A 24,627-nucleotide genomic window follows, 5' to 3' on the forward strand; every position below is an offset into this window, starting at 1 on the left:
CCTCCCCTACCCGGACCGCGCACACGATGCGCGCCGCCGACCGTGGGAGCGAACGCGGGAGACCAGGACACCCAAGACCGTTCGGGGCGTCCGGCTGTGCAACTCATACACAGTCAGTAGGAACGGTTGATCCAACCCACGGACATCGGATCGGAGCACTGGCATGCGCAATGCCTCGTTCGGCAGCGACGGCCCTGAGGTCGGCGTCATCGGCCTCGGCTGCATGGGGATGACCTTCGCCTACGACGTGCAGAACCGCGACGACGAGAAGTCGGTCGGGGTGATCCGCCAGGCGCTGGACCTCGGTGTCACCCTGATCGACACCGCCGACATGTACGGCCCCTTCACCAACGAGGAGCTGGTCGGTGCCGCGCTGGCCGGCCCGCACCGCGAGCGCGCCTTCCTGGCCACCAAGGTGGGCATCGTCCCCGGTCACATCGGCGGGTCGGGCGCCCGCGACGGCAGCCCCGAGCACGTGCGCCGCTCCATCGACGACAGCCTGCGCCGCCTGGGCACCGACCACGTCGACCTCTACCAGCTGCACCGGGTCGACCCGAACGTCCCGATCGAGGAGACCTGGGGCGCGCTCGCCGAGACCGTCCAGGCCGGCAAGGCGCGCCGGATCGGGCTCTCCGAGGTGACCGTCGAGGAGATCAAGCGGGCCCAGTCGGTGCACCCGGTGGCCTCGGTGCAGTCCGAGCTGTCGCTGTGGACCCGGGACGTGCTGGACGACGTGCTGCCGTACACCGAGCAGCAGGGCATCGCCTTCCTGCCGTACTCGCCGCTCGGCCGCGGCTTCCTGACCGGCAGCATCTCCTCCTTCGACGAGTTGCCCGAGGACGACTTCCGCCGCTGGCTGCCGCGCTTCCAGCAGGACGCGCTGAAGGCCAACCTGGCGCTGGTCGCCAAGGTCAGGGAGATCGCCGAGCGGATCGGCGCCACCCCCGCGCAGATCGCGCTGGCCTGGGTGCTGGCGCAGGGCCGGTACGTCTTCCCGATCCCGGGCACCAAGACGCCGCGCTACCTGGTCGACAACGTGGCCGCGGTCGGGGTCGAGCTCTCGGCGGCCGACCTGGCCGAGCTGGACGCGCTGCCGGCCGCGGAGGGCGGGCGCTACGCCTGACGGTCCGGGGCCACGCCTGACGGTCCGGGGCCACGCCTGCCGGGGCCGGCGTTCGGCCCGGTCGGCCCGCTCGGCTCGTACGGTCAGCGCTCCATGACCCACACCAGCTGCCGTCCGGTCTCCCCGGGAGCCCGGACGGTGGCTGCGGCGACCCGGTCCAGCCGGTAGCCGAGCTTGCGCGGGACGGCCGCGCTGGCGCCGTTCGCCTGGTCGCAGCGGATCTCCACCCGCGCGATCCCGGGCAGTGCCAGTGCGGCCTCGGTCAGCGCCCCCGCCCCGGCGGTGGCGATGCCGCGGCCGACGTGCCGGGCGGCGACCCAGTAACCGATCTCCAGCGCGCCCGGGCCGATCCGCCCGTGCAGCCCGAGGGCGCCGACCACCCGGCCGGGTTCGGCGTCCAGCTCGGCCAGGTACATGAAGTCGGTCCCGGCCTCCCAGGCGGCGGTGCCGGCCCGGGTCAGCTCGGTGGTCCGTGCCCGGGTGGGGGCCTCGGCCGCCCAGTCCATCCAGGGCCGCAGATGGTCCAGGTTGGTGCGGACGGCCTTGTTCAGTGCCGCCGCGTGGGTACTGCGGCGGCGGTGCAGCCGGAGGCCGCCGGGCAGCCGCAGCAGCTCGGGCGGCCGCCCGGTGGTGACCTCCGGGGGGTCACAGGACCGTGGCTGGGCTTGGCTCATGGCGGCGATTATGTCCTTGGCCCGGACCTGTCAGCATCCGGAACCGGCGGCCGTGGCCCGGCAGGGGGCGCACCCGGCGCCGCCCCGGCGCGTCGGACACGTCCTGGAGCCGGACCTAGAGTCGGACCAGCACCTCGTCGAGCTCCTTGCGCCGCAGATCCGGCACGCGCGCCCCCTCGGCGGGGTAGCCGACCGGGATCACGTAGGCGGCCCGCTCCTCCGCCGGGCGGTCGCACACCTCGTTGAGGAACCGCATCGGGCTCGGGGTGTGGGTCAGCGTGGCCAGTCCGGCCTGGTGCAGCGAGGCCAGCAGCAGCCCGACCGCGATCCCCACCGACTCCTTGGTGTAGTACGGCCGCGGCGACTGCGGCCCCTTGTGCACCTCGAACACCACGATCACGGCCGGCGCGTCCTCCAGGAACGGCTTCCGCCAGTCGGTGCCGATCGGCGCCAGTGCGGCCAGCCATTCCGCCGAGGCCCGGTGGTCGTAGAACTCGCGTTCCTCGGCCTCGGCCGCCTCGCGCAGCCGCCGCTTGCGCTCCGGGTCGGTGATCACCACGAACCGCCAGGGCTGGACGTGCGCGCCGCTGGGCGCGGTGCTCGCGGTGCGGACCGCCCACTCCACCACCCCGTCCGGGATCGGGCGGGTGGAGTAGTCGCGGACGGTCCGGCGCCGCGCCATCACGTCGTGGAAGGCCCTGCCGCGGGCCTCGGCCTCGTGGGCCGGCACCGTCATCGGGGTGAGCGGGACGCTCGGGTACGGCGTCCCGGTCATCGCACTGCCTGTGCTGTCAACCATGGTCGACAGCACAGCACATGACGGTCGCTCCGGGAAGAGGTCGAGACCAATCCGGAGGCCGGTCCAGGGCCGGTCCGGGGTCGGTCCGGGGCCGGTCCGGGGTGGCGGGAGGCCCGGGGTGGCTAGAGCTCGTGCACCCGCCCGTCCCGGACCTCGATCCGCCGGTTCACCGCCACGGTGTCCAGCATCCGCCGGTCGTGGGTGACCAGCAGCAGGGTGCCGGTGTACGAGCCGAGCGCGGACTCCAACTGCTCGATCGCCGGCAGGTCCAGGTGGTTGGTGGGCTCGTCCAGCACCAGCAGGTTGACCCCGCGCGCCTGGAGCAGCGCCAGCGCGGCCCGGGTGCGCTCACCGGGGGAGAGGGTGGCGGCCGGGCGCAGCACGTGCACGGCCTTGAGCCCGAACTTGGCCAGCAGGGTGCGCACCTCCTCCGGCGTGAACTCCGGTACGGCGGCCGCGAAGGCCTCCGCCAGCGGCTCGCCGCCCAAGAACAGCCCGCGCGCCTGGTCCACCTCGCCGACCACCACGCCCGAGCCCAGTACGGCGCTGCCGCCGTCGAGTTCCAGTCGGCCGAGCAGGGCCGCCAGCAGCGTGGACTTGCCCGCGCCGTTGGCGCCGGTGATGGCGACCCGGTCGGCCCAGTCGATCTGCAGGTCCACCGGGCCGAAGCCGAAGTCGCCGCGCCGGGCGACCGCCCCGCGCAGGGTGGCGACCACCGAGCCGGAGCGCGGCGCGGTGGCGATCTCCATCCGCAGCTCCCACTCCTTGCGCGGCTCCTCGACCACGTCCAGCCGCTCGATCATCCGCTGGGTCTGCCGGGCCTTGGAGGCCTGCTTCTCGGTGGACTCCGCGCGGGTGGCGCGGGCCTTCTTGTCGTTGTCGCCGCCCTTGCGGCGGGCGTTGCGGACGCCGTGCTCCATCCAGTTGCGCTGCATCTGCGCCCGGGCCTCCAGCGAGGACTTGGTGTCGGCGTACTCCTCGTACTCCTCGCGGGCGTGCCGGCGGGCCACCGCCCGCTCCTCCAGGTACGCCTCGTAGCCGCCGCCGTACAGGTTGACCTGCTGCTGGTGCAGGTCCAGCTCCAGCACCTTGGTGACGGTGCGGGCCAGGAACTCGCGGTCGTGGCTGATCAGCACGGTGCCGGCGCGCAGGCCCTTGACGAAGGCCTCCAGCCGCTCCAGGCCGTCCAGGTCGAGGTCGTTGGTGGGCTCGTCCAGCAGGAACACGTCGTAGCGGGAGAGCAGCAGCGAGGCCAGGCCCGCGCGGGCGGCCTGGCCGCCGGAGAGTGCCGTCATCGGCAGGTCGAGCGAGACCTTCAGCCCGAGCGAGTCGGCGACCTCATCGGCCCGCTCCTCCAGGTCGGCGCCGCCGAGGTCCAGCCAGCGGTCCAGGCTCGCCGCGTACGCGTCGTCGGCGCCCGCCCGGCCCTCGACCAGGCCCTCGGTGGCCTCGTCCAGCGCGGCCTGCGCGGCCGCCACGCCGGTGCGCCGGGCCAGGAAGTCGCGCACCGACTCGCCCGGGCGCCGCTCCGGCTCCTGCGGCAGGTGGCCGATGTTGGCGCTCGCCGGGCTGAGCCGCAGCGAGCCGGCCTCGGGGGCGTCCAGGCCCGCCAGCAGGCGCAGCAGGGTCGACTTCCCGGCGCCGTTCACGCCGACCAGGCCGATCACGTCGCCGGGGGCGACGACCAGGTCCAGGCCGGAGAAGAGGGTGCGTTCGCCGTGGCCGGCGCTGAGGTCCTTGACTACGAGTGTGGCGCTCATGATGTCGCCGATTGTAGGAGGAGCGGGGTCGGCACCGGAAAAGCCCGTGACCGGGGAGCGGGCGGTGGGCCGGAAAGGCCCGGGGGCCGGGGGGGGGGGGGGGGGGGGGGGGGGGGGGGGGCGGCGCCGGGGGGGGGGGCGGGGGCCCGCCCCCGCCCCCCCCCCCCCCCGGGGCCGATCACTCAGTGGGTCGCCGGCTCAGCGGCTCACTTGGCCTTCTTGGAGAAGTAGTCGAACATGTGCGCCGCGACGTCCTCCAGGTACGGGCCGGCCTCGTAGGTGTTGGCGCCGTTGCCGATGGAGGTGTCGCTGACCAGGGCCGGCTTGCCGTCCTTGGTGGCGTACCAGCCGCCGCCGCTGCTGCCGCCGGTCATGTTGCAGCCGATCATCAGCATCGCCGGGCGGTCCGGGACGCCGGCCTTCGCGGCCGGCTTGCCGCCGTCGCAGTGCTCCAGCTCGACGCCGTCGAAGGGCTTGCCCTCCGGGAAGCCGTAGTTGGAGACGGCGGACAGCTGGTCACGCGGGGCGTTGAACCACAGCGGCACCGAGCCGCCGACGGTCTCCTCCAGCGACTTGCCGTTCGGGTCGGGGTTGGCGACCTTGATGATGCCGAAGTCGTACTGGCTCCAGGGGCCGCCCTTCTCCGGGTCGGCCTCCTGCGTCCACTGCGGCGAGACCATGCCGGCGGTGGCGCCCCACTCGCCGTACGGCTCGGCGTCCTCCAGCTTGGACTTCTGCGTGTTGCCGTTGCTCAGCACGCCGTTGCTGTTGAAGGCCGGGGCGAAGGTGATGTCGGTGTAGTACTTGTTGCCCTTGCCGCCGTGCAGGCAGTGGCTCGCGGTCCACACCAGGTTGCTCTTGCCGGGGTTGGCCGGGTCGGAGACGACGGTGCCGGAGCACACGTAGTCGTCGTTGCCGTCCTTGAAGAAGATCTTGCCGTTGACGTGCATGTTCTTCGGGAACGGGTGCGCCACGGGCTTCGCCGGGACCACGGCGGGCAGCTGGTCCGGCCCGGTCGGCGGCTGGGCGGCGGTGGGCTGGGCCGGGGCGGCGCCGGTCGGCGCCGCGGTCGGCTGGGCCGGCGCCTGCGTCGGGCTCTGGGTGGGCGCCTGCGGCAGCGGCTTGGGCTTGGCGTTCAGGAGCTTCTGCAGGGTCCAGTAGCCCTTGGCCGCCGGGGTGATGACGTTCGCCTGGGCCCACTTGTCCCAGTCCTCGAGCTTCCAGGTCTTCAGCTCTTCGAGCGTCGGAAGCTTGATCGGGGCCGCGCCCGGCTTGCCGGAGGCGCTGGCCGCGACGCTGGGGGCCGCGGTCTGGGCTCCGGCCGGGTCGCTGTTGTCCGGCCCGCAGCCGGTGGCGACCACCATGGTCAGCGCGGCGACGGAGGCGCCCAGGACAGCACGGCTCGACCGGGATATCGGTGACATGAGTTCAATTCCCCCTGTTGACTACCGCCATACGGCCCGTTCCGCGGGTGCGGCCCCGGGGCCGCAGGTATGGCAGGTGAGGAGTCTGCCATGCGGATAAGGAACTTCTTACACTCGCCCCCGGCCGGTACGGGGCTGTCACCGGATCGGCACCGGATCGGCACCCGCCCTCCGTCCGGGGCGCGGAAACCGGGGCCTGGGTAAATCGGTTGCAGGCCTCCGTCGGCCTCCCTACCGTGGAAGACGTCATCAGCCAGACAAGGAGAAGGCCGTTGCTCTACTGAGGTCCCGGGACACCGCCCCGCCGCGCAGGCCCTGCTGCCGTAGCGCGGTGTGCGAGTGTGCGACCTCAGTCACGGCCCCGTGGCGCATTGCCGCGCCCCTGTCCTCAGGCCGTTCCGGTTCCGCACCCGCGGTGTCTCCCCGTGTTGCTCACCACCCCTTTCAGCAACCATCCGGGAGGCCCTACATGGCACAACCCACCACCGCCGTCCTCTGCACCGACCTCACGTTCGAGTGGCCCGACGGCAAGCCCGTCCTGGACGGCTTCCACCTCGCCGTCGGCCCCGGCCGCACCGGACTGATCGGGCTCAACGGCGCCGGCAAGTCCACCCTGCTGCGGCTGATCGCCGGCGACCTCACCCCCACCGGCGGTACCGTCCGGGTCGAGGGTGAACTCGGCTACCTGCCCCAGGGCTTGACGCTCGACACCGGTCTGCGGGTCGACGAGGCGCTCGGCATCCGGGCCGCCCGCGAGGCCTTGCACGCCATCGAGTCCGGCGACACCGACCAGCGGCACTTCGACGCCGTCGGCGAGGACTGGGACGTCGAGGAGCGCGCCCGCGCCACCCTCGACCGGCTCGGCCTGCACCGCCTCGGCCTCGACCGCACCACCGGTGAACTCTCCGGCGGCGAGGCGGTGTTGCTGCGGCTCGCCACCCTGCTGCTGCGCCGCCCGGACGTCCTGCTGCTCGACGAGCCCACCAACAACCTCGACCGGGCCGCCCGCGAGCGGCTCTACGAGACGGTGGCCGGCTGGAACGGCGTCATGCTGATCGTCAGCCATGACCGCGAGCTGCTCCAGTACGTCGACCAGATCGCCGACCTCCGGGGCGGCGAAGTCACCTGGTACGGCGGCAACTTCACGGAGTACGAGCGCACCCTCGCCGCCCAGCAGGAAACGGCCGAGCGGCTGCTGCGCAACGCCGAGGCCGACGTCCAGCGCCAGAAGCGGGACTTGGTGGAGGCCCGCACCAAGCTGGAGCGCAGCGCCAGTTACGGCAAGAAGCGCTCGGTCACCCGCAACGACCCGCACATCTTCGCCGGGATGCTCAAGCGCAAGGGCCAGGAGACGGCGGGCCGGCTGACCGGCATGCACACCGAACGACTGGAGGAGGCCAAACAGCGGCTCACCGCCGCCGAGGAGGCCGTGCGCGACGACGCCGAGATCCGGATCGACCTGCCGCGCACCGAGGTGCCGGCCGGGCGCACCGTGCTCACCCTGCAGAAGGTCCGGCTGCCCTGCGGCGCCACAGCCGACCTCGACCTGCGCGGCCCCGAGCGGATCGCACTGGTCGGGCGCAACGGCTCCGGCAAGACCACCCTGCTGCGCACCATCGCGGGCGAACTCGCCCCGCTGGATGGCGAGATCACCACCCCGGTGTCCTCGCGCCACCTGCCGCAGCGGCTCGACCTGCTGGACGACGAACTGACCGTCGCGCAGAACGTCAAGCTGTTCGCCCCGGCCGCCGGGGACAACGCGATCCGGGCCCGGCTCGCCCGCTTCCTGTTCCGCGGCGCGAGGGCGGACCAGCCGGCCGGCACCCTGTCCGGCGGCGAGCGGTTCCGGGCGACGCTGGCCGCCCTGTTGCTGGCCGACCCGCCGCCGCAGCTGCTGCTGCTCGACGAGCCGACCAACAACCTGGACCTCGCCAGCGTCCGCCAGCTCACCCAGGCACTGGCCGCCTACCGGGGCGCGCTGATCGTGGTCAGCCACGACCTGCCGTTCCTGCGCGGTCTGGGGCTGACCAGGTGGCTGGAGCTGGACGGCGAACTGAGGGGGGTGGATCCGATGTAGCGGGGTGTGGCGGGCGCCGGTGCGGCGGTCAGTGCTGCCCCGGCGCGGGCCCCGGTTCGGCGGTCGGTTCGGTGGTCGGTTCGGTGGTCGGTCCGGCGGGACAACCTCTTGACCTGCTCCCAACTTGCCTGCGCTGCAGTACCATCGGCGACATGCCTGCGCTCAACATCGAGTACACGGAGCACGAACTCGCCGCGATCCGCGAGGCCGCCGCCGCGGACGGCAAGAGCGTGAAGGCGTACGTCCACGACCTGAGCGTGCGGGAGCAGCAGCGCCGGGTGTTCGTGGACCACGCCGTGGCGTTCTGGAAGGCGCACCAGGCGGAGTTCGACGCCGCGTTCCCGGAGGACGCGCCCGCCGCGTGAGGGGCGGCGGCGCGGTGTCGGGACCCGGCTCGGTGAGGGTCGGAGCGCGGTGAGGGACGAGGACGTGACACTCCTGCACGTCGACCTGCGCTGGCTGCTCGACGTGCAGGAACTGGCCTCCCCGGAGGACCTCAGCGTGCGGGACTACTCGGCGCTGCAGGCCGCCGTGGCCCGGCACCGGGTGAACACCGCCCAGCTCGGCCACGACGCCGACCCCGCCTGGTGCGCGGCCACCCTGATGCACACCATCGTGCTGCTGCGCCCGCTCCCGGTGCGCAACAACCTGTACGCCTGCATGGCGACGGCCGCGTACATGCACGCGGCCGGAGAGGGGATCGACCCGCCGTACGGGGCGCTGGTCGAGCTGGCCCGCGACATCGCCGACGCCCGGGCGGACGTGTACGCGGCGGCCGACCGGATCCGCGCCTGGCGGATCTGAGGCCCTGGGCGGGCCGGGGCCGGCCGCCGCCGTTCTCACGCCCTCGCGGGCGCGGTACGTGCCCGTGCGAACGCCTCCCCGGGGCTCAGCCGGGCAGCACGAACCCCGACTCGTACGCCGCGATCACCGCCTGGGTGCGGTCCCGGGCACCCAACTTGGCCAGCACGCTGCCGACGTGCGTCTTCACCGTCTCCTGGCTCACCACCAGCTGCCGGGCGATCTCGCCGTTGTTGAGCCCGGAGGCCATCAGCCGCAGCACCTGCCCTTCCCGCTCGGTCAGCCGTCCGATCGGTCCCCGGTCCACGGCGGTGTCCCGGCGGTCGTCCGTGCCGTGGCGCAGCGCGAGTTCGCGCACGGCCGCCGGGAACAGCAGCGAGTCCCCGCGCGCGACCAGCCGCACCGCCTGGACCATCTCCTCCGCCCGCGCCCGCTTCAGCAGGAACCCGGCCGCGCCCGCACGCAGCGCGTCGTACACGTGGTCGTCGTGCTCGAAGGTGGTGACCACCAGGATCTTCGGCGGCTCGGCCATCCCGCCGACCAGCTGCTCGGTGGCCCGGATCCCGTTGATGCCGGGCATCCGGACGTCCATCAGCACCACGTCCGGGCGCAGCTCGCGCACCAGCGGGACGACCTCGGCGCCGTCGGAGGCCTCGCCGACCACGGTGAGGTCCGGTTCGGCGTCGATCACCACCCGCAGGCCCATCCGGACCAGCCGTTCGTCGTCCGCGATCACCACGCGGATGGCCCCGGTAGCGGTGTTCTCGTTCACGGTGTTCCTCCCACCGGCAGCCAGACGGCCAGCCGCCACGTCGTTCCGTCCTCGCTCGGCCCCGCCGTGCTCCCGCCGCGCAGGGCCGTGGCGCGTTCCCTGATCCCGCGCAGTCCGCGCCCGCCGCCGGGGCGGCTGGGGAGGGCGGGGCCGAGCGGGTTGGTCAGTTCGATCTCCAGCCGGCGCGTGCCGAGCGCGACCCGCAGTCCGGCCGGGGCGGGCCCGGCGTGCCGCAGCACATTGGTCAGGCCCTCCTGCACGATCCGGTACGCCTCGCGGGAGACCTCGGCGGGCAGCGCGGTCAGGCCCGGGTCCAGCTCGGCGTCCACCGTCACGCCGGTGTGGGCGAGTTGGCGCAGCAGGTCGTCGAGCTCGGCGAGCGTGGGCCCGGCCGGTCCGGCGGTGGCCTCCTCCTCGCGCAGCAGCCCGAGCACGGTGTCCAGTTCGGCGACGGCCCCCCGCGCGGTCTCCTCGATCGCCCGCAACGCCTCGGCGGCGAAGTCCGGGTCGGTGCGCAGCACCCGGGCCGCCGCCGAGGCCTGGATGCCGACCGCGCTGAGCGCGTGCCCGACCGAGTCGTGCAACTCGCGGGCCAGCCGGTTGCGCTGGGCGAACACGGTGGCCCGCCGCTCGGCGGCGGCCAGCCGCTCCTCCGGGGTCGGCCCGAGCAGGGCGGGCGCCCACCGGGCGAACAGCGCGCCGCAGGCGGCGTTGGTGCCGACGACGAGCAGCAGGACGGCCAGACCCAGCGCCGGGCCGGTGAGCATCCAACCGGGGAAGCGGTTCTCCCAGTACCGGCCGAGGTCCTGGGACCCGCCGAGGCTCATCACCAGCACGATCGAGAACGGCACCCCGGCGAGCGTCATCCCGGCGACCACCCCGCCGCAGAACAGGTGCAGCACGAACCAGACCGCGGTGCGCCACCTCGCCCCCCACGACCGGGCCGGCCCGGTGGCCAGCTCCTCCGGCCGCTCCACCACGCACAGCGCCCGCGCGGCCGCGCCCTCCAGTCCCCTAACGGTCGGCACCAGCGCGGTGACGGCGGCCATCGGCAGCGAGGTGAACAGCGCGAGCAGTTGCAGCAGCACCTGTCGCCGGTGCCCCTGGGCGGGGTTGAGCGCCCCGAGCCCCACCACCGACAGCAGCCAGTACGGCATCAGCAGTGCGCCGCCCAGCACCAGATGCACCCAGCGCAGCCGGGCCCGCCGCCCGAACAGCGTCTCCACCGCCGACCGCAGTCGACCGCCCCCCGTTTTCACCCGGGTGACTCTACGTCAGCGAGTGCCTGGTGGGTCGGCGTCATGGCGCGGCCAGGTCGCTCGGCGGCTCTGTTTCGCTCAAGGCCGCCCGTGCACCCGGCTGTTCCCGCTGCACCGCCCGTTCGGTCAGTGCCATCGCACCGACGGCCAGCACCAGCACCCCGGCCGTGAACTGTCCGGCCTGCACCAGGTTCATCAGCCCCGGTGTCGCGCTCGGCAGGTCCTTCACCGTCGTCTCGGTCCCGAACGCCACCAGTTGGTAGCCGCCCCAGCCGAACAGCGAACCGGAGCCCAGCCACGCCACCATCAGCGGCCCCCGGAGCCGCCGCCCGGGCCCGATCCGGAACACCAGCACCAGCGTCGCGGCCGTCGCGGCCAGGGCCATGGCCGCCGTCGTGGCGTCCATCGTGGCGATCGACCGGGTGCGCTGCTCGACCCAGTGGATCGGCAGCCCCACCTCCCCGCCGGCCGCCCAGTACGCCCGGATCCCGGCGACCGCCAGCGCGACCGGCGCGGCGACGCAGGCGAAGGCCCGTTGCACGTTGCGGGTGGGGGAGTTGGGCAGGTCGCCGACCCGGCTGCGCAGAAGGCCCGCCCAGCGCCGGCGGGCGTAGAGCACGAACGCGGTGATCAGCGAGAGGCCCTGCACCCCGAAGCCGCCGTAGACGAGGGCGAACACCCAGCCCGCGATGCTGTCGTCGAGGTGCGGCTGATCCGGCGTGCGGTGCTCCGGCCCGAGTACCAGCGAGGCGAGCGCGTCCGCCGGCACCGCCACCAGGATCGTCCCGAGCAGCCCGGTCGCCACCCACATCGGGAAGGCCACCAGCCCGGCCGGCACCCGCCGCCCCCACGGCCGCAGGAAGGAGAGTGCGAGCGCCAGCGCGATCGCGTCCATGCCGAAGGTGAGGAGGTTGATCGTCCAGAGGCTGTCCAGCGCCTTCGGGTCGCGCGCGCCCACGTGGGAGCCGGTCAGCCACAGCAGTTTCAGTGTCAGATAGGGCGCGGTGGCGGCCATCGCGATCCCGGCCGCCACCTCCCGCACCGCATCGTCTTTGCGCCTCATGCCCCCTACGTTGCCGCCGCCCCCCGGGCCGCCGCCTCCGCCCGGCGCCCGATCCCCCTCCCCCCGGCGGGGGATCCTCGGGCTCACGCCATCCGGTGGATCAGCCGCTCCTCGTGGTCGACCCGCCCGTCCGGGTCCGCCACCAGCCCGAGCCGCTCCGCGAGCCGCCGCGAGGGCAGGTTGTCCGCCCGGATCAGCGCGATCACCGGGATCCCCGGGAACCGCGGCAGCGCCTCCGCCATCGCTGCCCGCGCCGCCTCCGCGGCGTAGCCCTTGCCCCACGCGGAGGGCCGGAACCGGTAGTACAGGTTGAACACCTGCTCGCCGTCCAGCGTGTGCAGGTACAGCCCGGCGAACCCGATGATCACACCCGGCTCCTCCCGCGTCGCCACCGCGCAGTACCCCACCCCGTCCCGCGGCCAGTCCGCCACGAACCCGTCCAGCATCTCCTGTGCCTGCGCGATGTCCCGCTGTGGCCCGTGCGGGTTGTACCGGTTGGTCTCCGGATCGCCGTGGATGGCGAACATCGCCTCCACGTCGTCCTCCTGCGGTCGCGTCAGCACCAGCCGCTCGGAGACAGCGACGATCGTGCGGGCGGTGGTGGTCCGGGCGGTGGAGGTCCGGTCAATCGTGGTCATGGCACTTCCCCCGTGATGTCCGTAATAGATAAGTGGCACCATAGGCCATTACATCGACGCGCGCCCCCCGTTTCTCCCGGCTGCGGGATCGGCTCACTCGTCCGCACCCTCCAAGGGGCCGGTCGCGCGGGGAGTCGCCGGGTTCGTCGAGGGTTCGCCGCGGGGGAATCGGCGGTGCGGGGCGGGGGAGGAGGTCTTGTTACCGGCCGGTCGCTTCCCTATCATCGCGAGTGTTACAGCTTTACTGTCAAACCCTGAAGGGGTCTGCGGCCAGTGCGTGACACAGGCAGTCCAGCGGGCGGCGTCGGCGGTCCGGGGCCGTTGGCGGGTGTGCGGGTGGTGGAGCTCGCGGGGATCGGGCCGGGGCCGTTCGCGGCGATGCTGTTGGGGGATCTCGGGGCGGACGTGGTGCGGGTGGACCGGCCGGATCCCTCGCCGCTCGGGACGGATCCGGCGTACGACCTGACCAACCGGAACAAGCGGTCGGTGCTGATCGACCTCAAGTCGCCCGAAGGGCCCGGGCGGGTGCTGGAGCTGGTGGAGCGGGCGGATCTGCTGATCGAGGGCTACCGGCCGGGTGTCGCGGAGCGGCTCGGGGTCGGGCCGGAGGCCTGTCTGGCGCGCAATCCGGCGCTGGTGTACGGCCGGATGACCGGGTGGGGGCAGCAGGGGCCGCGGGCCGCGACCGCCGGGCACGACCTCGGGTACTCGGCGGTGGCCGGGGTGCTCGGGATGGTCGCGGCGCAGGGAGGGGCGGGCGAGGCGCCGGGGATCCCGGCCAACCTGCTCGGGGACTACGCGGGCGGCTCGCTCTACCTGGTCGTCGGCCTGCTCGCCGGGCTGCACCACGCCCGGGCGACCGGCGCCGGCCAGGTGGTCGACGCCGCGATCGTGGACGGCGCGGCGCACCTGGGCAGCATGCTGTGGGGCCTGCTCGCGGCCGGGCACTGGCAGGACCGCCGGGGCGTGAACCTGCTGGACGGCGGCGCGCCGTTCTACGCGATCTACCGGGCGGCCGACGGCGGACACCTCGCGGTGGGCGCGCTGGAGCCCCGGTTCTACGCCGAGTTCGCCCGGCTGCTGGAGCTGGGCCCGGACGCGCCCGGACAGTACGACCTCGCCCGCTGGCCCGAACTGCGCACCCGGATCGCCGCCCGCTTCGCCACCCGGACCAGGGCCGAGTGGGAAGCCGTCTTCACCGGCTCGGACGCCTGCGTGGAACCCGTACTGACGATGCGCCAGGCAGCTGCGGACGGACACCTGATGGCGCGCGGTACGTACGTCGAGGCGGACGGCGTCACCCAGCCCGCCCCCGCCCCGCGCTTCTCCGCCACCCCCGGCGCGCTGCGCCGCCCGCCGGCCCGGCCGGGCGCGGACACCGCAGAGGTCGCCCGGGACTGGGGTGTGCCGTCCCTCGACCCGTCGGCCGTCAACTCCGAAGCAGAACAAGGAGCGTAGCGTTGCAGCGCGAGATCTTCACCGAGCAGCACGAGGACTTCCGGGTCACCGTGAAGGCCTTCCTCGCCAAGGAGGTGCTGCCGCACTACGACCGTTGGGAGAAGGTCGGCATCGTCGACCGCTCCGTCTGGCTCGCGGCCGGACGCCAGGGCCTGCTCGGCCTGGCCGTCCCCGAGGAGTACGGCGGTGGCGGCACCCCGGACTTCCGCTACGCCGCCGTGCTGGCCGAGGAGTTCGCCCGGGCCGGTGCGTCCGGGCTGGCGATCGGCCTGCACAACGACATCATCGGCCCCTACCTCACCTCGCTCGCCACCGAGGAGCAGAAGCGCCGCTGGCTGCCCGGCTTCTGCACCGGCGAGCTGATCACCGCGATCGCGATGACCGAGCCGGGCACCGGCTCCGACCTGCAGGGCATCCGCACCCACGCGGTCGACCGGGGCGACCACTACCTGCTCAACGGCGCCAAGACCTTCATCTCCAACGGCATCCTCGCCGACCTGGTGATCGTGGTCGCCCGCACCACCCCCGAGGGCGGTTCGCACGGCCTGAGCCTGCTGGCCGTCGAGCGCGGCATGCCCGGTTTCGAGCGCGGCCGCAACCTCGACAAGATCGGCCAGAAGGCCCAGGACACCGCCGAGTTGTTCTTCGAGGACGTCCGGGTGCCGAAGGAGAACCTGGTCGGCGAGCTCAACGGCGGCTTCATCCACCTGATGCAGAACCTCGCCCAGGAGCGGCTCACCATCGCCGCCGCGGCGATCGCCGGCGCCGAGTACCTGGTCGAGATCACCACCGACTACGTCAAGCAGCGCGAGGCCTTCGGCCGCCCGCTGGCCAAGCTCCAGCACGTGCGCTTCGAGATCGCCGAACTGGCCACCGAGTGCGCGATCACCCGGACCTTCGTCGACCGCTGCATCGCCGAGCACAACCGCTACGCGCTCACCCCGGCCGAGGCCTCGATGGCCAAGTGGTGGGCCACCGAACTGCAGAAGCGAACCGCCGACCGCTGCCTCCAGCTCCACGGCGGCTACGGCTACATGAGCGAGTTCCCGGTCGCCCGGGCGTTCACCGACGGCCGCATCCAGACCATCTACGGCGGCACCACCGAGATCATGAAGGAGATCGTCGGCCGCTCCATCCTCGGCTGAGCCCCCTCAGGAACCCCCGGAACCCTCAGGAACCCTCAGGAACCCCCGGAACCCTCAGGAACCCTCGGGAATCCCCGGAACCCTCGGGAATCCCCGGAACCCTCGGGAACCCCCGGAACCCTCGGGAATCCCCGGAGTCCTCGGGAACCCCCGGAACCCTCAGGAACCCCCCTGCCCCGAAAGGCATTTCCATCGTGACCACCGAAGCGTACGTCTACGACGCGATCCGCACCCCGCGCGGCCGCGGCAAGGCCAACGGCTCGCTGCACGGCACCAAGCCGATCGACCTGGTCGTCGGCCTGATCCATGAACTGCGAAGCCGCTACCCGGAGTTGGACCCGGCTGCGATCGACGACATCGTGCTCGGCGTGGTCAGCCCGATCGGCGACCAGGGCTCCGACATCGCCCGGATCGCCGCCATCGCGGCCGGCCTGCCCGACACGGTGGCCGGCGTCCAGGAGAACCGCTTCTGTGCCTCCGGCCTGGAAGCCGTCAACCTGGCCGCCGCCAAGGTCCGCTCGGGCTGGGAGGACCTGATCCTGGCCGGCGGCGTGGAGTCGATGTCCCGGGTCAAGATGGCCTCCGACGGCGGCGCCTGGTTCGCCGACCCGATGACCGCGTACGACACCAACTTCGCCCCGCAGGGCATCGGCGCCGACCTCATCGCCACCATCGAGGGCTTCTCCCGCACCGACGTGGACGCCTTCGCCGCCGAGTCCCAGGCCCGCGCCGCCAAGGCCCAGGCGGACGGCCTGTTCGACCGCTCGGTGGTCCCGGTGCGCGACCGCAACGGCCTGGTCGTGCTGGAGCGCGACGAGTTCATCCGCCCCGGCACCACCGTCGACACCCTGGCCGGCCTCAAGCCCTCCTTCGCCCAGATCGGCGAGGCCGGAGGCTTCGACGCCGTCGCGCTGCAGAAGTACCACTGGGTGGAGGCCATCGACCACGTCCACCACGCGGGCAACTCCTCCGGCATCGTGGACGGCGCCGCGCTCGTCGCGATCGGCAACCGTGAGGTCGGCGAGCGGTACGGGCTGCGCCCGCGCGCCCGGATCGTCTCCGCCGCCGTCTCCGGCTCCGAGCCCACCATCATGCTCACCGGCCCGGCCCCGGCCACCCGCAAGGCGCTCGCCAAGGCCGGCCTCACCGCCGCCGACATCGACCTGGTCGAGATCAACGAGGCCTTCGCGGCGGTCGCGCTCCGCTTCATCCGCGAACTCGGCTTCCGCCACGACCAGGTGAACGTCAACGGCGGCGCGATCGCCCTCGGCCACCCGCTCGGCGCCACCGGCGCGATGCTGCTCGGCACCGTGATCGACGAGCTGGAGCGGCGCGACCTGCGCTACGGCCTGATCACCCTCTGCGTGGGCGGCGGCATGGGCATCGCCACCGTCGTCGAGCGCGTCTGACCCCCTCCCCAGCAGACCGGTAGACCTGGAGAACTTGATGAGCGACACCACCACCATTCGCTGGGAGCAGGACCAGGACGGCGTGGTCACCCTCGTCCTCGACGACCCCACCCAGTCCGTCAACACCATGAACGAGGCCTTCACCGCCGACTTCGAGGCCGTGGTCGGGCGGCTGGCCGAGCTCGGGGACGCCCTGCGCGGCGTGGTGATCACCTCCGGCAAGAAGACCTTCTTCGCCGGGGGAGACCTGCGGATGCTCTCCGCCGCCCAGCCCGGGGACGCCGAGGCCGTCTTCGAGAAGTCCATGCGGATCAAGCGCTCGCTGCGCACCCTGGAGACCCTCGGCAAGCCCGTCGTCGCCGCTGTCAACGGCAGTGCGCTCGGCGGCGGCCTGGAGATCGCCCTCGCCTGCCACCACCGGATCGCGCTGGACACCCCGGCCAGCCGGATCGGACTGCCCGAGGTCACCCTCGGCCTGCTGCCGGGCGGTGGCGGAGTGGTCCGTACGGTACGGCTGTTCGGCATCACCGACGCCCTGCTGAAGTTCCTGCTGCAGGGCCGCCAGTACCGCCCGGCTCAGGCGCTGGAGCACGGCCTGGTGCACGAACTGGTCGACACCCCCGAGGAGTTGGCCGCCCGCGCGAAGGCCTGGATCGAGGCCAACCCGACCGCGGTCCAGCCCTGGGACGTCAAGGGCTACAAGATCCCCGGCGGCACCCCGGCCACCCCCGCCTTCGCCGCCAACCTGCCCGCCTTCCCGGCCAACCTGCGCAAGCAGCTGAACGGCGCGCCCTACCCGGCCCCGCGCAACGTGCTGGCCGCCGCGGTGGAGAGCAGCCAGGTCGACGTCGACACCGCGATGGTGATCGAGGCCCGCTACTTCACCGAGCTGGCCTGCGGGCAGACCAGCAAGAACATGATCCAGGCGCTGTTCTTCGACATGCAGGCGGTCAACTCCGGTGCCGGACGCCCCAAGGAGTTCGAGAAGCGACCGGTCCGCAAGGTCGCGGTACTCGGCGCCGGGATGATGGGCGCCGGCATCGCCTACGCCTGCGCCAAGGCGGGCATCGAGGTCGTGCTCAAGGACGTGAGTCCGGAGGCCGCCGAGCGCGGAAAGGCCTACTCCGAGGGGCTGCTGAACAAGGCCGTCGCCCGCGGTCGCTCCACCGAGGCCAAGCGCGACGCCCTGCTCGCCCGGATCACCCCCACCGCCGAGGCCGCCGACCTGGCCGGCTGCGACGCGGTGATCGAGGCCGTCTTCGAGAACACCGAGCTCAAGCACAAGGTGTTCCAGGAGATCGAGGGCTTCGTCGCTCCCGACGCGCTGCTCTGCTCCAACACCTCCACCCTGCCGATCGGCCTGCTCGCGGAGGGCGTCCAGCGCACCGGCGACTTCATCGGCCTGCACTTCTTCTCGCCGGTCGACAAGATGCGGCTGGTCGAGATCATCCGTGGCCCGCAGACCGGGGACGAGGCGCTCGCCCGCGCCTTCGACCTGGTCCGGCAGATCGACAAGACCCCGATCGTGGTCAACGACTCCCGAGGCTTCTTCACCTCGCGGGTGATCGGCCAGTTCCTCAACGAGGGCGTCGCCATGGTCGGCGAGGGCATCCACCCGTCCAGCATCGAGCAGGCCGCCGCCCAGGCCGGCTACCCCGCCAAGGTGCTCTCCCTGATGGACGAGCTGACCCTCACCCTGCCGCGCAAGATCCGCGACGAGTACCGGCGTTCGGTGGAGGCCGTCGGCGGCACCTGGACGCCGCACCCGGCGGACGCGGTGGTGGACCGGATGGTCGACGAGTTCGGCCGCCCGGGGCGCAGCGGCGGCGCGGGCTTCTACGAGTACGGCGAGGACGGCAAGCGCGGGCGGCTCTGGCCGGGGCTGCGGGAGCACTTCGCGCGTCCTGGCGGCGGCGCGGCCGACGGCGTTGACGATGTCGACCGGGTCGAGGTCCCGTTCGAGGACCTCAAGGAGCGGATGCTGTTCAGCGAGGCGCTGGACTCGGTGCGCTGCCTGGAGGAGGGCGTGCTGACCTCGGTCGCCGACGCCAACGTGGGCTCGATCCTGGGGATCGGCTTCCCGGCCTGGACGGGCGGCGTGTTCCAGTACATCAACGGCTACCAGGGTGGCCCGGCCGGCTTCGCGGCCCGCGCCCGCGAACTCGCCGCCGCGTACGGCGAGCGGTTCGCGCCCCCGGCGCTGCTGGAGCGGATCGCGGCGGAGGGGCGGACCTTCACGGACTGATCCGGTCCCCGGTTCGGGTGGATCCGCGTTCGGGTGAGGTCGTGTCCCGCACGGCCTCACCCGGGTCGCCGTCCAGCTTCTCCTTCGGGTCCCCGTTGGGCTTCCGGTTCGGGTCCTCGTCGGGCTACCCGTTCGGATTCCCGCTGAGTTCCTCGCTGAGTTCCCCGGCGAGTTCCTCGCCCAGCTCCTCCCGCAGCGACCGCTGGAACGCCGTGACCAGCGCCTGCGCCACCATCGGCTGGATGTGGTCGGTCAGTGCCTTCATCCGGGCCAGTTCGTCCGGGGCCGGCTCGCTCTCCCGGTACGGCTTCCACACCGTCTCCCGGAACAGCCGCTGCAGCTCCCGGGCCGTCGCCCGGCTGTGCTCCAGCACCACGGCCCGCGCGGCCAGCAGCGTCTCCAGGGGGATCGGCACGTCCAGGATCCGCACCCCCAGCGGCAGCAGACCCGGATCCACCCGGAACACCTCCGGATCCGCCGTCCGCTCCAGCGCGCCCATCGCGACCAGCCGCTCCACGTGCTGCTCGGACAGCCCCCGCCCGGCCCGCCGCTCCAGCTGCGCCCGGGTGGCCTCCTCCGGGGTCTCCGGCGTCCAGGACGCCACCAGTGCCCGGTGGATCGCCAGATCCAGCGGCGTACTGTCCTCCGGCAGCCGCGCCAGGTACCGCTCGATCGCCGCCAGCGTCAGTCCCTGCCGCTGCAACTCCTCGATCAGGCCCAACCGGTCCAGGTGCGCCGCCCCGTACAACCCCACCCGCCGCGGCCCCAACTCCGGTGGCGGCAGCAACCCCTTCGTCCCGTAGAACCGCACCGTCCGCACCGTCACCCCGGCCCGCGCCGCCAACTCGTCCACCGTCAGCCGCACCTCCCCCACAACGGCGCCGTGCTCCCCCATCTGCTGCCTCCCGCGCTGGCACACTCCTGCTGTGACAGCAGCAGTGTGACAGTGGCCGCTCTGCGGGTCCACCGCTTGCCGGACTGCCGGACTGCCGGACTGCCGGGGTGCCGGGGTGCCGGGCTGTCGCTGCGGGGAGGGGAGGGCTCTACGTGCGGCGGACGCCGTGCGTGCCAACCGTTGGGAGGCGATGGGAGCGATGGGACTGGCTCGGGGTTCGGTGATGTGGCGGCGGGTGACTTCGGGGTGGGCTCGGGTGTAGCCCTTCCATTCGTTGAGGCCGAAGTCGGCGAAGAGGGGGTTCTCGGGGTCTTCGGTGGCGCCGGGGGCGTGGTGGGCGAGCGGGAAGTCGAGCGGCTCGATGTGGGCGTCGAGGCGGGGGTTGTAGAAGAAGGGCACGGAGAAGCGCTCGCGGGCGCCGGGCGGGCTGACCACACGGTGGTTGGTGGCCTTGAGGTAGCCGTCCGTGGCCACTTCCAGGAGTTCGCCGAGGTTGACGACGAAGGCGCCGTCGAGCGGGGGGACGTCCAGGAAGGTGCCGTCCGGGCGCTCGACCTGGAGGCCGCCGACGGTGTCCTGGAGCAGCAGCGTGATGAAGCCGTAGTCCTTGTGGGCGCCGACGCCCTGGCCGGCGCCGTTCGGGGCGGTGCCGGGGTAGCGGACCAACTTGAGGCGCAGGTGGGGGTGGCCCGCGAAGGCCTCGTCGTAGAAGTCGGGGCGGGCGCCGATCGCGGCGAGGAGTTCGTGCAGAAGTCGACGGGCGATGTCGCCGAGGTGGTCGATCCAGCCGAGGGCGGCGGTGCGCAGCCCGGGGAGGGCGGCCGGCCACTGGTTGGGGCCCTCCAGCCACCAGTACGGGGGCTCGCCGGTGCCGGGGACGTGCGGGGGCAGCTCGGCGCCGATGTCCAGCTGGTCGCGCCAGTCCTGGCTGCCGCCGGTGCGCTCGTCGCCGGTGCGGGTGTAGCCCCGGTAGTGCGGGGAGTTGAGGTTGCTCACGGCGAGCCGGTCGGCCTCGGGGAGGGCGAAGAAGGCGCGCATGGCGCCGGCGAGCGCGGCCGTCTCCGTCGGGGTGATGCCGTGGCCGACGAGCTGGAAGAAGCCGACGCCGGTGGCTGCGGTGCGCAGCTCGTCGTGCAGGCGGCGGCGGTCCTCCGGGCTTCCGTCGGCGAGCGAGAGATCGATCACTGGGAGGGCGTCGGGGAGCGCCTCGGTGGAGCCGGTTCCGGGTATGGGCGTGTGCTGCTGCGTCATGTGTGACATCCGCTAGGTCTCGTCCCGGTCGGTCCCGGTGGTCGACCGGGAGCTGGCCGGAACTGCGCCTGGTGCGGCGGGTGCTCCGGGAGCCGGGAGGTGGTGGCGACCGCTCGGGGCCGCCGTTGAGGGTGAGGGCGCGAGGTTCAGCCGGAGCGTCGACAGGACATGCTCGTCACGCGGAGCAGGTCCACGTGGCGGCGGCGAACAAGGATGAGCACCTCACCAGCGTAGATGACCGCTTCCACGGCGGGCGAGCCCCCTGCAGCGGAGGGCCGCCCATCACTTGTCCGCGTCCCCTCAAAATTGTGGACCCTCAAAGCGGCGGTGTGGTGATCGGCGGCTCTTCCGGGGGTGTCGAGGGCTTTCAGGAGTTGTTAGGGCTTTCAGGAGTCGTTGAGATGGGCCAGGACGGCCAGGACGCGGCGGTTGTCGTCGTCGGAGGGCTGGAGGTCGAGCCGGACGAAGATCGACGCGGTGTGCTTGGCGACCGCCCGCTCGGTGATCACCAACTGCTGGGCGATCGCCGCGTTGGAGCGGCCCTCGGCCATCAGCGCCAGCACCTGCCGCTCGCGCGGGGAGAGGGTGGAGACCGGGCCGGCCGAGGAGTTGTGGGTGAGCAGCCGGGTGATCACCTCCGGGTCCATCGCGGTACCGCCCTGGGCGACCCGCTGGACGGCGTCGATGAACTGGGCACCGTCCAGCACGCGGTCCTTGAGCAGGTAGCCGATTCCGCCGGTGCTGCCGGCCAGCAGCTCGCGGGCGTACAGCTGCTCCACGAACTGTGACAGCACCAGTACGGGCAGGCCCGGGTGTGCCTGACGGGCCGCCAGTGCCGCACGCAGCCCCTCGTCGGTGAAGCTGGGCGGCAGCCGCACGTCGACCACGGCGATGTCGGGCCGGTCGGCGGCCACCGCGGCGAGCAGCTGCTCGCCGTTCTCGACCGCCGCGGTGACCTTCATGCCGTTGGCCTCCAGCAGCCGGGTCAGCCCGTCCCGGAGGAGGAAGAGGTCTTCGGCGATGACAACGCGCACGGGATCTCCAGGTTCACGATGGTCGGACCACCGGACGGGCTGCTGATCGCGAGCACCCCGTCGAAGGCGGCCAGTCGGCGTTCGGTTCCGCTGAGGCCGGTTCCCCGGGACGGGTCGGCGCCGCCGCGCCCGTCATCGGTGACCGATATCCCCAGCAGCCCGTCACTGTGCCCTATCTCGATCCATACGTGTGAGGCCCCAGCGTGTTTGACCACATTTGCCAGCAGCTCGCTCACCGCGAAGTAGGCGGCCGACTCCACCGGGGCCGGGACCCGGCCGGGCAGACCGCCGGTGAAGGTGACCGGCAGCGGCAGGTCGAGTGCGGTCGCCTGCACCGCGTCGGCCAGGCCGCGGTCGGCCAGCACCGGCGGGTGGATGCCCCGGACCAGGTCCCGCAGCTCGCTCAGCGCCTTCACCGAGGACGTCCGCGCCTCGGCCAACAGCGGCCCGAGGGCGTCCGGGTCGTGCTTCACCTGCTCGGCGACGGTCAGTAGCATGCCCAGCGCCACCAGCCGGGCCTGCGCCCCGTCGTGCAGGTCCCGCTCGATCCGGCGCAGCTCGGCCGCCCCGGCGTCGATGGTGTCCGCCCTGGTCCGGGCCAGGTGGCTGACCTGGCGGGCGAGTTCGGCCCGCCGGGACGGCCCGAGCAGTGCCCGCGCCGCCTTCTCGTGCATCCGCAGGACGGGCGGAGCGGCCCACAGGATGGCGAACGGGGCCATCCAGACGCCCATGCCGTAGACGATGATCAGCGGGAAGAACGGCCCGTTCCGGCCGAAGACCTCCAGGGCGATCGGCGTCAACACCACGATCGCGGCGGTGAACAGCACGGCGAAGCCGGTGAGGAGCGCCCAGACGAGATCCCGCCAGGTCGCCGGGTCGGTCAGCCAGCCGCCGGACCACAGCCGCTGCCAGGGGCCGGCCTCGCCGGCCGGGTACCGGTACGGCACCGGGACCGGCTGCCCGCTCCACCGCTCGACGACCCGCCGACTCTCGGTGGCGGCCCAGCGCGCGCCGAACAGCCCGAGCACCAGCAGCGAAGGAGCCATCCAGAGCGAGACGGACCGGTCGCCGGGCGCGGCGCCGCCGTACAGGTGGGTCGCCATCACCGCGAGCGCGCCCGGGGCGAACAGCGCGGCCCCGACCGCTCGGCCGCCGCCCCCGGTGGCCCAGCAGAGCGCCCAGAGGGCGACCGGCGCCATCGGCACGAGCAGGATCAGCGGCCCGCCGGGGGAGAACGGCCGGGACTCGTCCGGACCGAACAGGGCGGCGGCCAGCAGGATCGGCCCGGCCAGCAGTGAGACCAGCCCCGTCACGGCCAGCGTCACCACGTACCAGGCGCGCACGCCGTCCACGCAGGCCCGGCCCACCCGCTGGGCCACCTTGTCGATCACTCCCGTCCTCATGACGAGCCCCCTCATCGTTCCGGAGCCCCTTCGTAGAGGCCTCGAAGCCTGGGTCCCGAAGCCCCGCGGAGTTCCGGTTCCGATCTTTCGGTGGCTCAGTCTGCCTGGGCGCGGACGTCCGGCGCTCTAGGCCTGAACACCCAGTTCGGGGTGTATCTGGATACACCCCCGAGAGGCCGTTTAGACGGCTGTCTGCACCCCGCCGCCGATTCGTAGCGTCATGTCCCGTCAGCCGGCCCGGGTCTCCCGGTACCGGACCCCGAACCGTGGAGGGCCCGTGAACGCGCCGATCATCCGGATCCGCGGCGTCAGCAAGACGTACGACCGATCCGACGCCGCCCGCCCCGCCCTGGCCGGGCTCGACCTGGAGGTACGGGCCGGCGAGGCGCTGGCCGTGCTCGGCCGCTCGGGCAGCGGCAAGTCCACTCTGCTGAACCTGATCGCCGGCCTCGACCGCCCGAGCGAGGGCGTCGTCGAGGTGGACGGCGTGGCCGTCCACCAGCTCGGTGAGGCCGGGCTGGCCGAGTACCGGCGGACGCGGATCGGCATGGTGTTCCAGTTCTTCAACCTGCTGGACGACCTGAACGTGGAGGACAACGTGCTGCTCCCGGCCCAGCTGGCCGGGACGCGGCGGGAGCGGGCCCGGGCCAGGGCCGGGGAGCTGCTGGAGCGGCTCGGGGTGGCCCGGCACGCCAAGGCCTTCCCCGGCCGGCTCTCCGGCGGCGAGCGCCAACGCGTCGCGGTGGCCCGGGCGCTGATGAACCACCCGCCGCTGCTGCTGGCCGACGAGCCGACCGGAGCGCTCGACACCACCTCGGCCGCCGACGTCCGCGACCTGCTGCGCGGGCTCAACGCGGAGGGCCAGACGATCCTGCTGGTCACCCATGACACCGCACTCGCCGAGGCCTGCGCCGACCGGACGATCGAACTGCTCGACGGCCGACTGGTCCGGGACACGGCGGCCGTCCCGGCTCCGGGGGGCGCCCGGTGAACGAGCGGAGCGAGCGAACCGAGGAAAGGCGCGGGAGGGCGAACGCCCCTGCCGGACGAAGCGAGGTGGGCGCATGAGTTTCCTGAGTCAACCCCTATGCCGCCAGAGTCGCCTCGGGAGCCGTTTTGATCTTGTTGTTGGTCTGGTGGGTGACGGGGTCGTAGCAGGTTCCGTCGCGCCGGCAGGCCCAGATCACTCGCAGCCAGGCGCGGGCGAGGATGCGGACTGCGTGGGGGTGTCGCTTCTTGCGGGCCCGGGCGTCGTTGTAGATCTCCGCGGCCCGGTCGCTGCCGTGTCGGCTGTTGTCGGCAAAGGTGGTGATCGCGACCCGGGCTCTGCGGTTCGTGGCGAACCGGAAGGTCACCGCATGGGACTTGCCGGAGGCCCGGGTGACCGGGACGACGCC

At 72.9% G+C, this 24,627-nt stretch carries 20 protein-coding genes and 2 pseudogenes; 9 read left to right on the forward strand and 13 right to left on the reverse strand.

Features of this window, described 5'->3' with window-relative positions:
- Positions 1–163 precede the first annotated feature (163 nt).
- Positions 164–1,123, forward strand: a complete 960-nt coding sequence (locus ACGF12_RS34555) for an aldo/keto reductase (RefSeq protein WP_393039219.1) — start codon at positions 164–166, stop codon at positions 1,121–1,123.
- Positions 1,124–1,206: 83 nt separating this feature from the next.
- Here the strand turns inward: ACGF12_RS34555 and ACGF12_RS34560 are convergent, their stop codons facing one another.
- The 4 genes from ACGF12_RS34560 to ACGF12_RS34575 all read right to left on the reverse strand — a co-directional run bounded on the left by ACGF12_RS34560 (position 1,207) and on the right by ACGF12_RS34575 (position 5,780).
- Positions 1,207–1,797: a GNAT family N-acetyltransferase gene (locus tag ACGF12_RS34560; RefSeq protein ID WP_393039222.1), complete on the reverse strand. Its 591-nt coding sequence runs from the start codon at positions 1,795–1,797 to the stop codon at positions 1,207–1,209.
- A 115-nt stretch (positions 1,798–1,912) separates the two neighbouring features.
- A complete protein-coding gene (locus tag ACGF12_RS34565; protein WP_393039225.1) occupies positions 1,913–2,596 on the reverse strand; it encodes a nitroreductase family protein in 684 nt (227 codons plus the stop codon).
- Positions 2,597–2,718: 122 nt separating this feature from the next.
- Complete coding sequence (locus ACGF12_RS34570) at positions 2,719–4,356, reverse strand: ABC-F family ATP-binding cassette domain-containing protein (protein ID WP_393039228.1); 1,638 nt, start codon at positions 4,354–4,356, stop codon at positions 2,719–2,721.
- 206 nt (positions 4,357–4,562) lie between these two features.
- Entirely contained in the window at positions 4,563–5,780 is a 1,218-nt protein-coding gene (locus ACGF12_RS34575) for a trypsin-like serine peptidase (protein ID WP_393039231.1), read from the reverse strand.
- A 469-nt stretch (positions 5,781–6,249) separates the two neighbouring features.
- On the opposite strand from ACGF12_RS34575, the gene ACGF12_RS34580 reads away from it, so the two are divergent.
- The 3 genes from ACGF12_RS34580 (at position 6,250) to ACGF12_RS34590 (ending at position 8,661) form a co-directional block, all read left to right on the forward strand.
- Positions 6,250–7,857, forward strand: coding sequence for an ABC-F family ATP-binding cassette domain-containing protein (locus ACGF12_RS34580; protein ID WP_393039234.1), 1,608 nt, complete (start codon positions 6,250–6,252; stop codon positions 7,855–7,857).
- Between the two features lie 152 nt (positions 7,858–8,009).
- Positions 8,010–8,222 carry a hypothetical protein gene (locus ACGF12_RS34585; protein WP_355673825.1) on the forward strand — a complete coding sequence of 71 codons (213 nt, stop codon included), beginning with the start codon at positions 8,010–8,012 and terminating at the stop codon, positions 8,220–8,222.
- Positions 8,223–8,286: 64 nt separating this feature from the next.
- Positions 8,287–8,661 (forward strand): toxin Doc, encoded by a 375-nt coding sequence (locus ACGF12_RS34590; protein ID WP_393039237.1) that lies wholly within the window; start codon positions 8,287–8,289, stop codon positions 8,659–8,661.
- An 85-nt stretch (positions 8,662–8,746) separates the two neighbouring features.
- Here ACGF12_RS34590 and ACGF12_RS34595 read toward each other — a convergent pair whose 3' ends face one another.
- The 4 genes from ACGF12_RS34595 to ACGF12_RS34610 all read right to left on the reverse strand — a co-directional run bounded on the left by ACGF12_RS34595 (position 8,747) and on the right by ACGF12_RS34610 (position 12,390).
- Positions 8,747–9,430, reverse strand: a complete 684-nt coding sequence (locus ACGF12_RS34595) for a response regulator (protein ID WP_393039240.1) — start codon at positions 9,428–9,430, stop codon at positions 8,747–8,749.
- Positions 9,427–10,689, reverse strand: a complete 1,263-nt coding sequence (locus tag ACGF12_RS34600; RefSeq protein WP_393039243.1) for a sensor histidine kinase — start codon at positions 10,687–10,689, stop codon at positions 9,427–9,429. The genes ACGF12_RS34595 and ACGF12_RS34600 overlap by 4 nt, the downstream gene beginning before the upstream one ends.
- A gap of 40 nt (positions 10,690–10,729) precedes the next feature.
- The gene (locus tag ACGF12_RS34605; protein ID WP_393039246.1) at positions 10,730–11,752 is read right to left on the reverse strand and encodes a hypothetical protein; all 1,023 of its coding nucleotides are present in this window, start codon (positions 11,750–11,752) and stop codon (positions 10,730–10,732) included.
- Between the two features lie 83 nt (positions 11,753–11,835).
- Positions 11,836–12,390, reverse strand: coding sequence for a GNAT family N-acetyltransferase (locus ACGF12_RS34610; RefSeq protein ID WP_393039249.1), 555 nt, complete (start codon positions 12,388–12,390; stop codon positions 11,836–11,838).
- A gap of 273 nt (positions 12,391–12,663) precedes the next feature.
- On the opposite strand from ACGF12_RS34610, the gene ACGF12_RS34615 reads away from it, so the two are divergent.
- From ACGF12_RS34615 to ACGF12_RS34630, 4 genes are all read left to right on the forward strand, one after another.
- Positions 12,664–13,848, forward strand: a complete 1,185-nt coding sequence (locus ACGF12_RS34615; protein WP_393039252.1) for a CaiB/BaiF CoA transferase family protein — start codon at positions 12,664–12,666, stop codon at positions 13,846–13,848.
- A 2-nt stretch (positions 13,849–13,850) separates the two neighbouring features.
- The gene (locus ACGF12_RS34620) at positions 13,851–14,993 is read left to right on the forward strand and encodes an acyl-CoA dehydrogenase family protein (RefSeq protein ID WP_393039255.1); all 1,143 of its coding nucleotides are present in this window, start codon (positions 13,851–13,853) and stop codon (positions 14,991–14,993) included.
- A 194-nt stretch (positions 14,994–15,187) separates the two neighbouring features.
- Entirely contained in the window at positions 15,188–16,402 is a 1,215-nt protein-coding gene (locus ACGF12_RS34625) for an acetyl-CoA C-acetyltransferase (protein ID WP_393039258.1), read from the forward strand.
- 37 nt (positions 16,403–16,439) lie between these two features.
- Entirely contained in the window at positions 16,440–18,647 is a 2,208-nt protein-coding gene (locus ACGF12_RS34630) for a 3-hydroxyacyl-CoA dehydrogenase NAD-binding domain-containing protein (RefSeq protein WP_393039261.1), read from the forward strand.
- Between the two features lie 124 nt (positions 18,648–18,771).
- Here ACGF12_RS34630 and ACGF12_RS34635 read toward each other — a convergent pair whose 3' ends face one another.
- The 4 genes and pseudogenes from ACGF12_RS34635 to ACGF12_RS34650 form a co-directional block, all read right to left on the reverse strand.
- The gene (locus tag ACGF12_RS34635) at positions 18,772–19,542 is read right to left on the reverse strand and encodes a MerR family transcriptional regulator (RefSeq protein WP_393039273.1); all 771 of its coding nucleotides are present in this window, start codon (positions 19,540–19,542) and stop codon (positions 18,772–18,774) included.
- A 216-nt stretch (positions 19,543–19,758) separates the two neighbouring features.
- Positions 19,759–20,793, reverse strand: a pseudogene (locus ACGF12_RS34640) (isopenicillin N synthase family dioxygenase); the annotation flags it as partial.
- A gap of 386 nt (positions 20,794–21,179) precedes the next feature.
- Positions 21,180–21,827: a response regulator gene (locus tag ACGF12_RS34645; RefSeq protein WP_393039264.1), complete on the reverse strand. Its 648-nt coding sequence runs from the start codon at positions 21,825–21,827 to the stop codon at positions 21,180–21,182.
- Positions 21,779–23,230, reverse strand: a complete 1,452-nt coding sequence (locus ACGF12_RS34650) for a histidine kinase (protein ID WP_393039267.1) — start codon at positions 23,228–23,230, stop codon at positions 21,779–21,781. The genes ACGF12_RS34645 and ACGF12_RS34650 overlap by 49 nt, the downstream gene beginning before the upstream one ends.
- A 277-nt stretch (positions 23,231–23,507) precedes the next feature.
- Here ACGF12_RS34650 and ACGF12_RS34655 point away from each other — a divergent pair, with 277 nt between their 5' ends.
- A complete protein-coding gene (locus tag ACGF12_RS34655; RefSeq protein ID WP_393039270.1) occupies positions 23,508–24,221 on the forward strand; it encodes an ABC transporter ATP-binding protein in 714 nt (237 codons plus the stop codon).
- A gap of 94 nt (positions 24,222–24,315) precedes the next feature.
- On the opposite strand, the pseudogene ACGF12_RS34660 reads toward ACGF12_RS34655, so the two are convergent.
- Positions 24,316–24,627: pseudogene (locus ACGF12_RS34660) on the reverse strand (IS110 family transposase); the annotation flags it as partial.

Source organism: Kitasatospora sp. NPDC048296 (assembly GCF_043201815.1).
Classification (GTDB): Bacteria; Actinomycetota; Actinomycetes; order Streptomycetales; family Streptomycetaceae; genus Kitasatospora.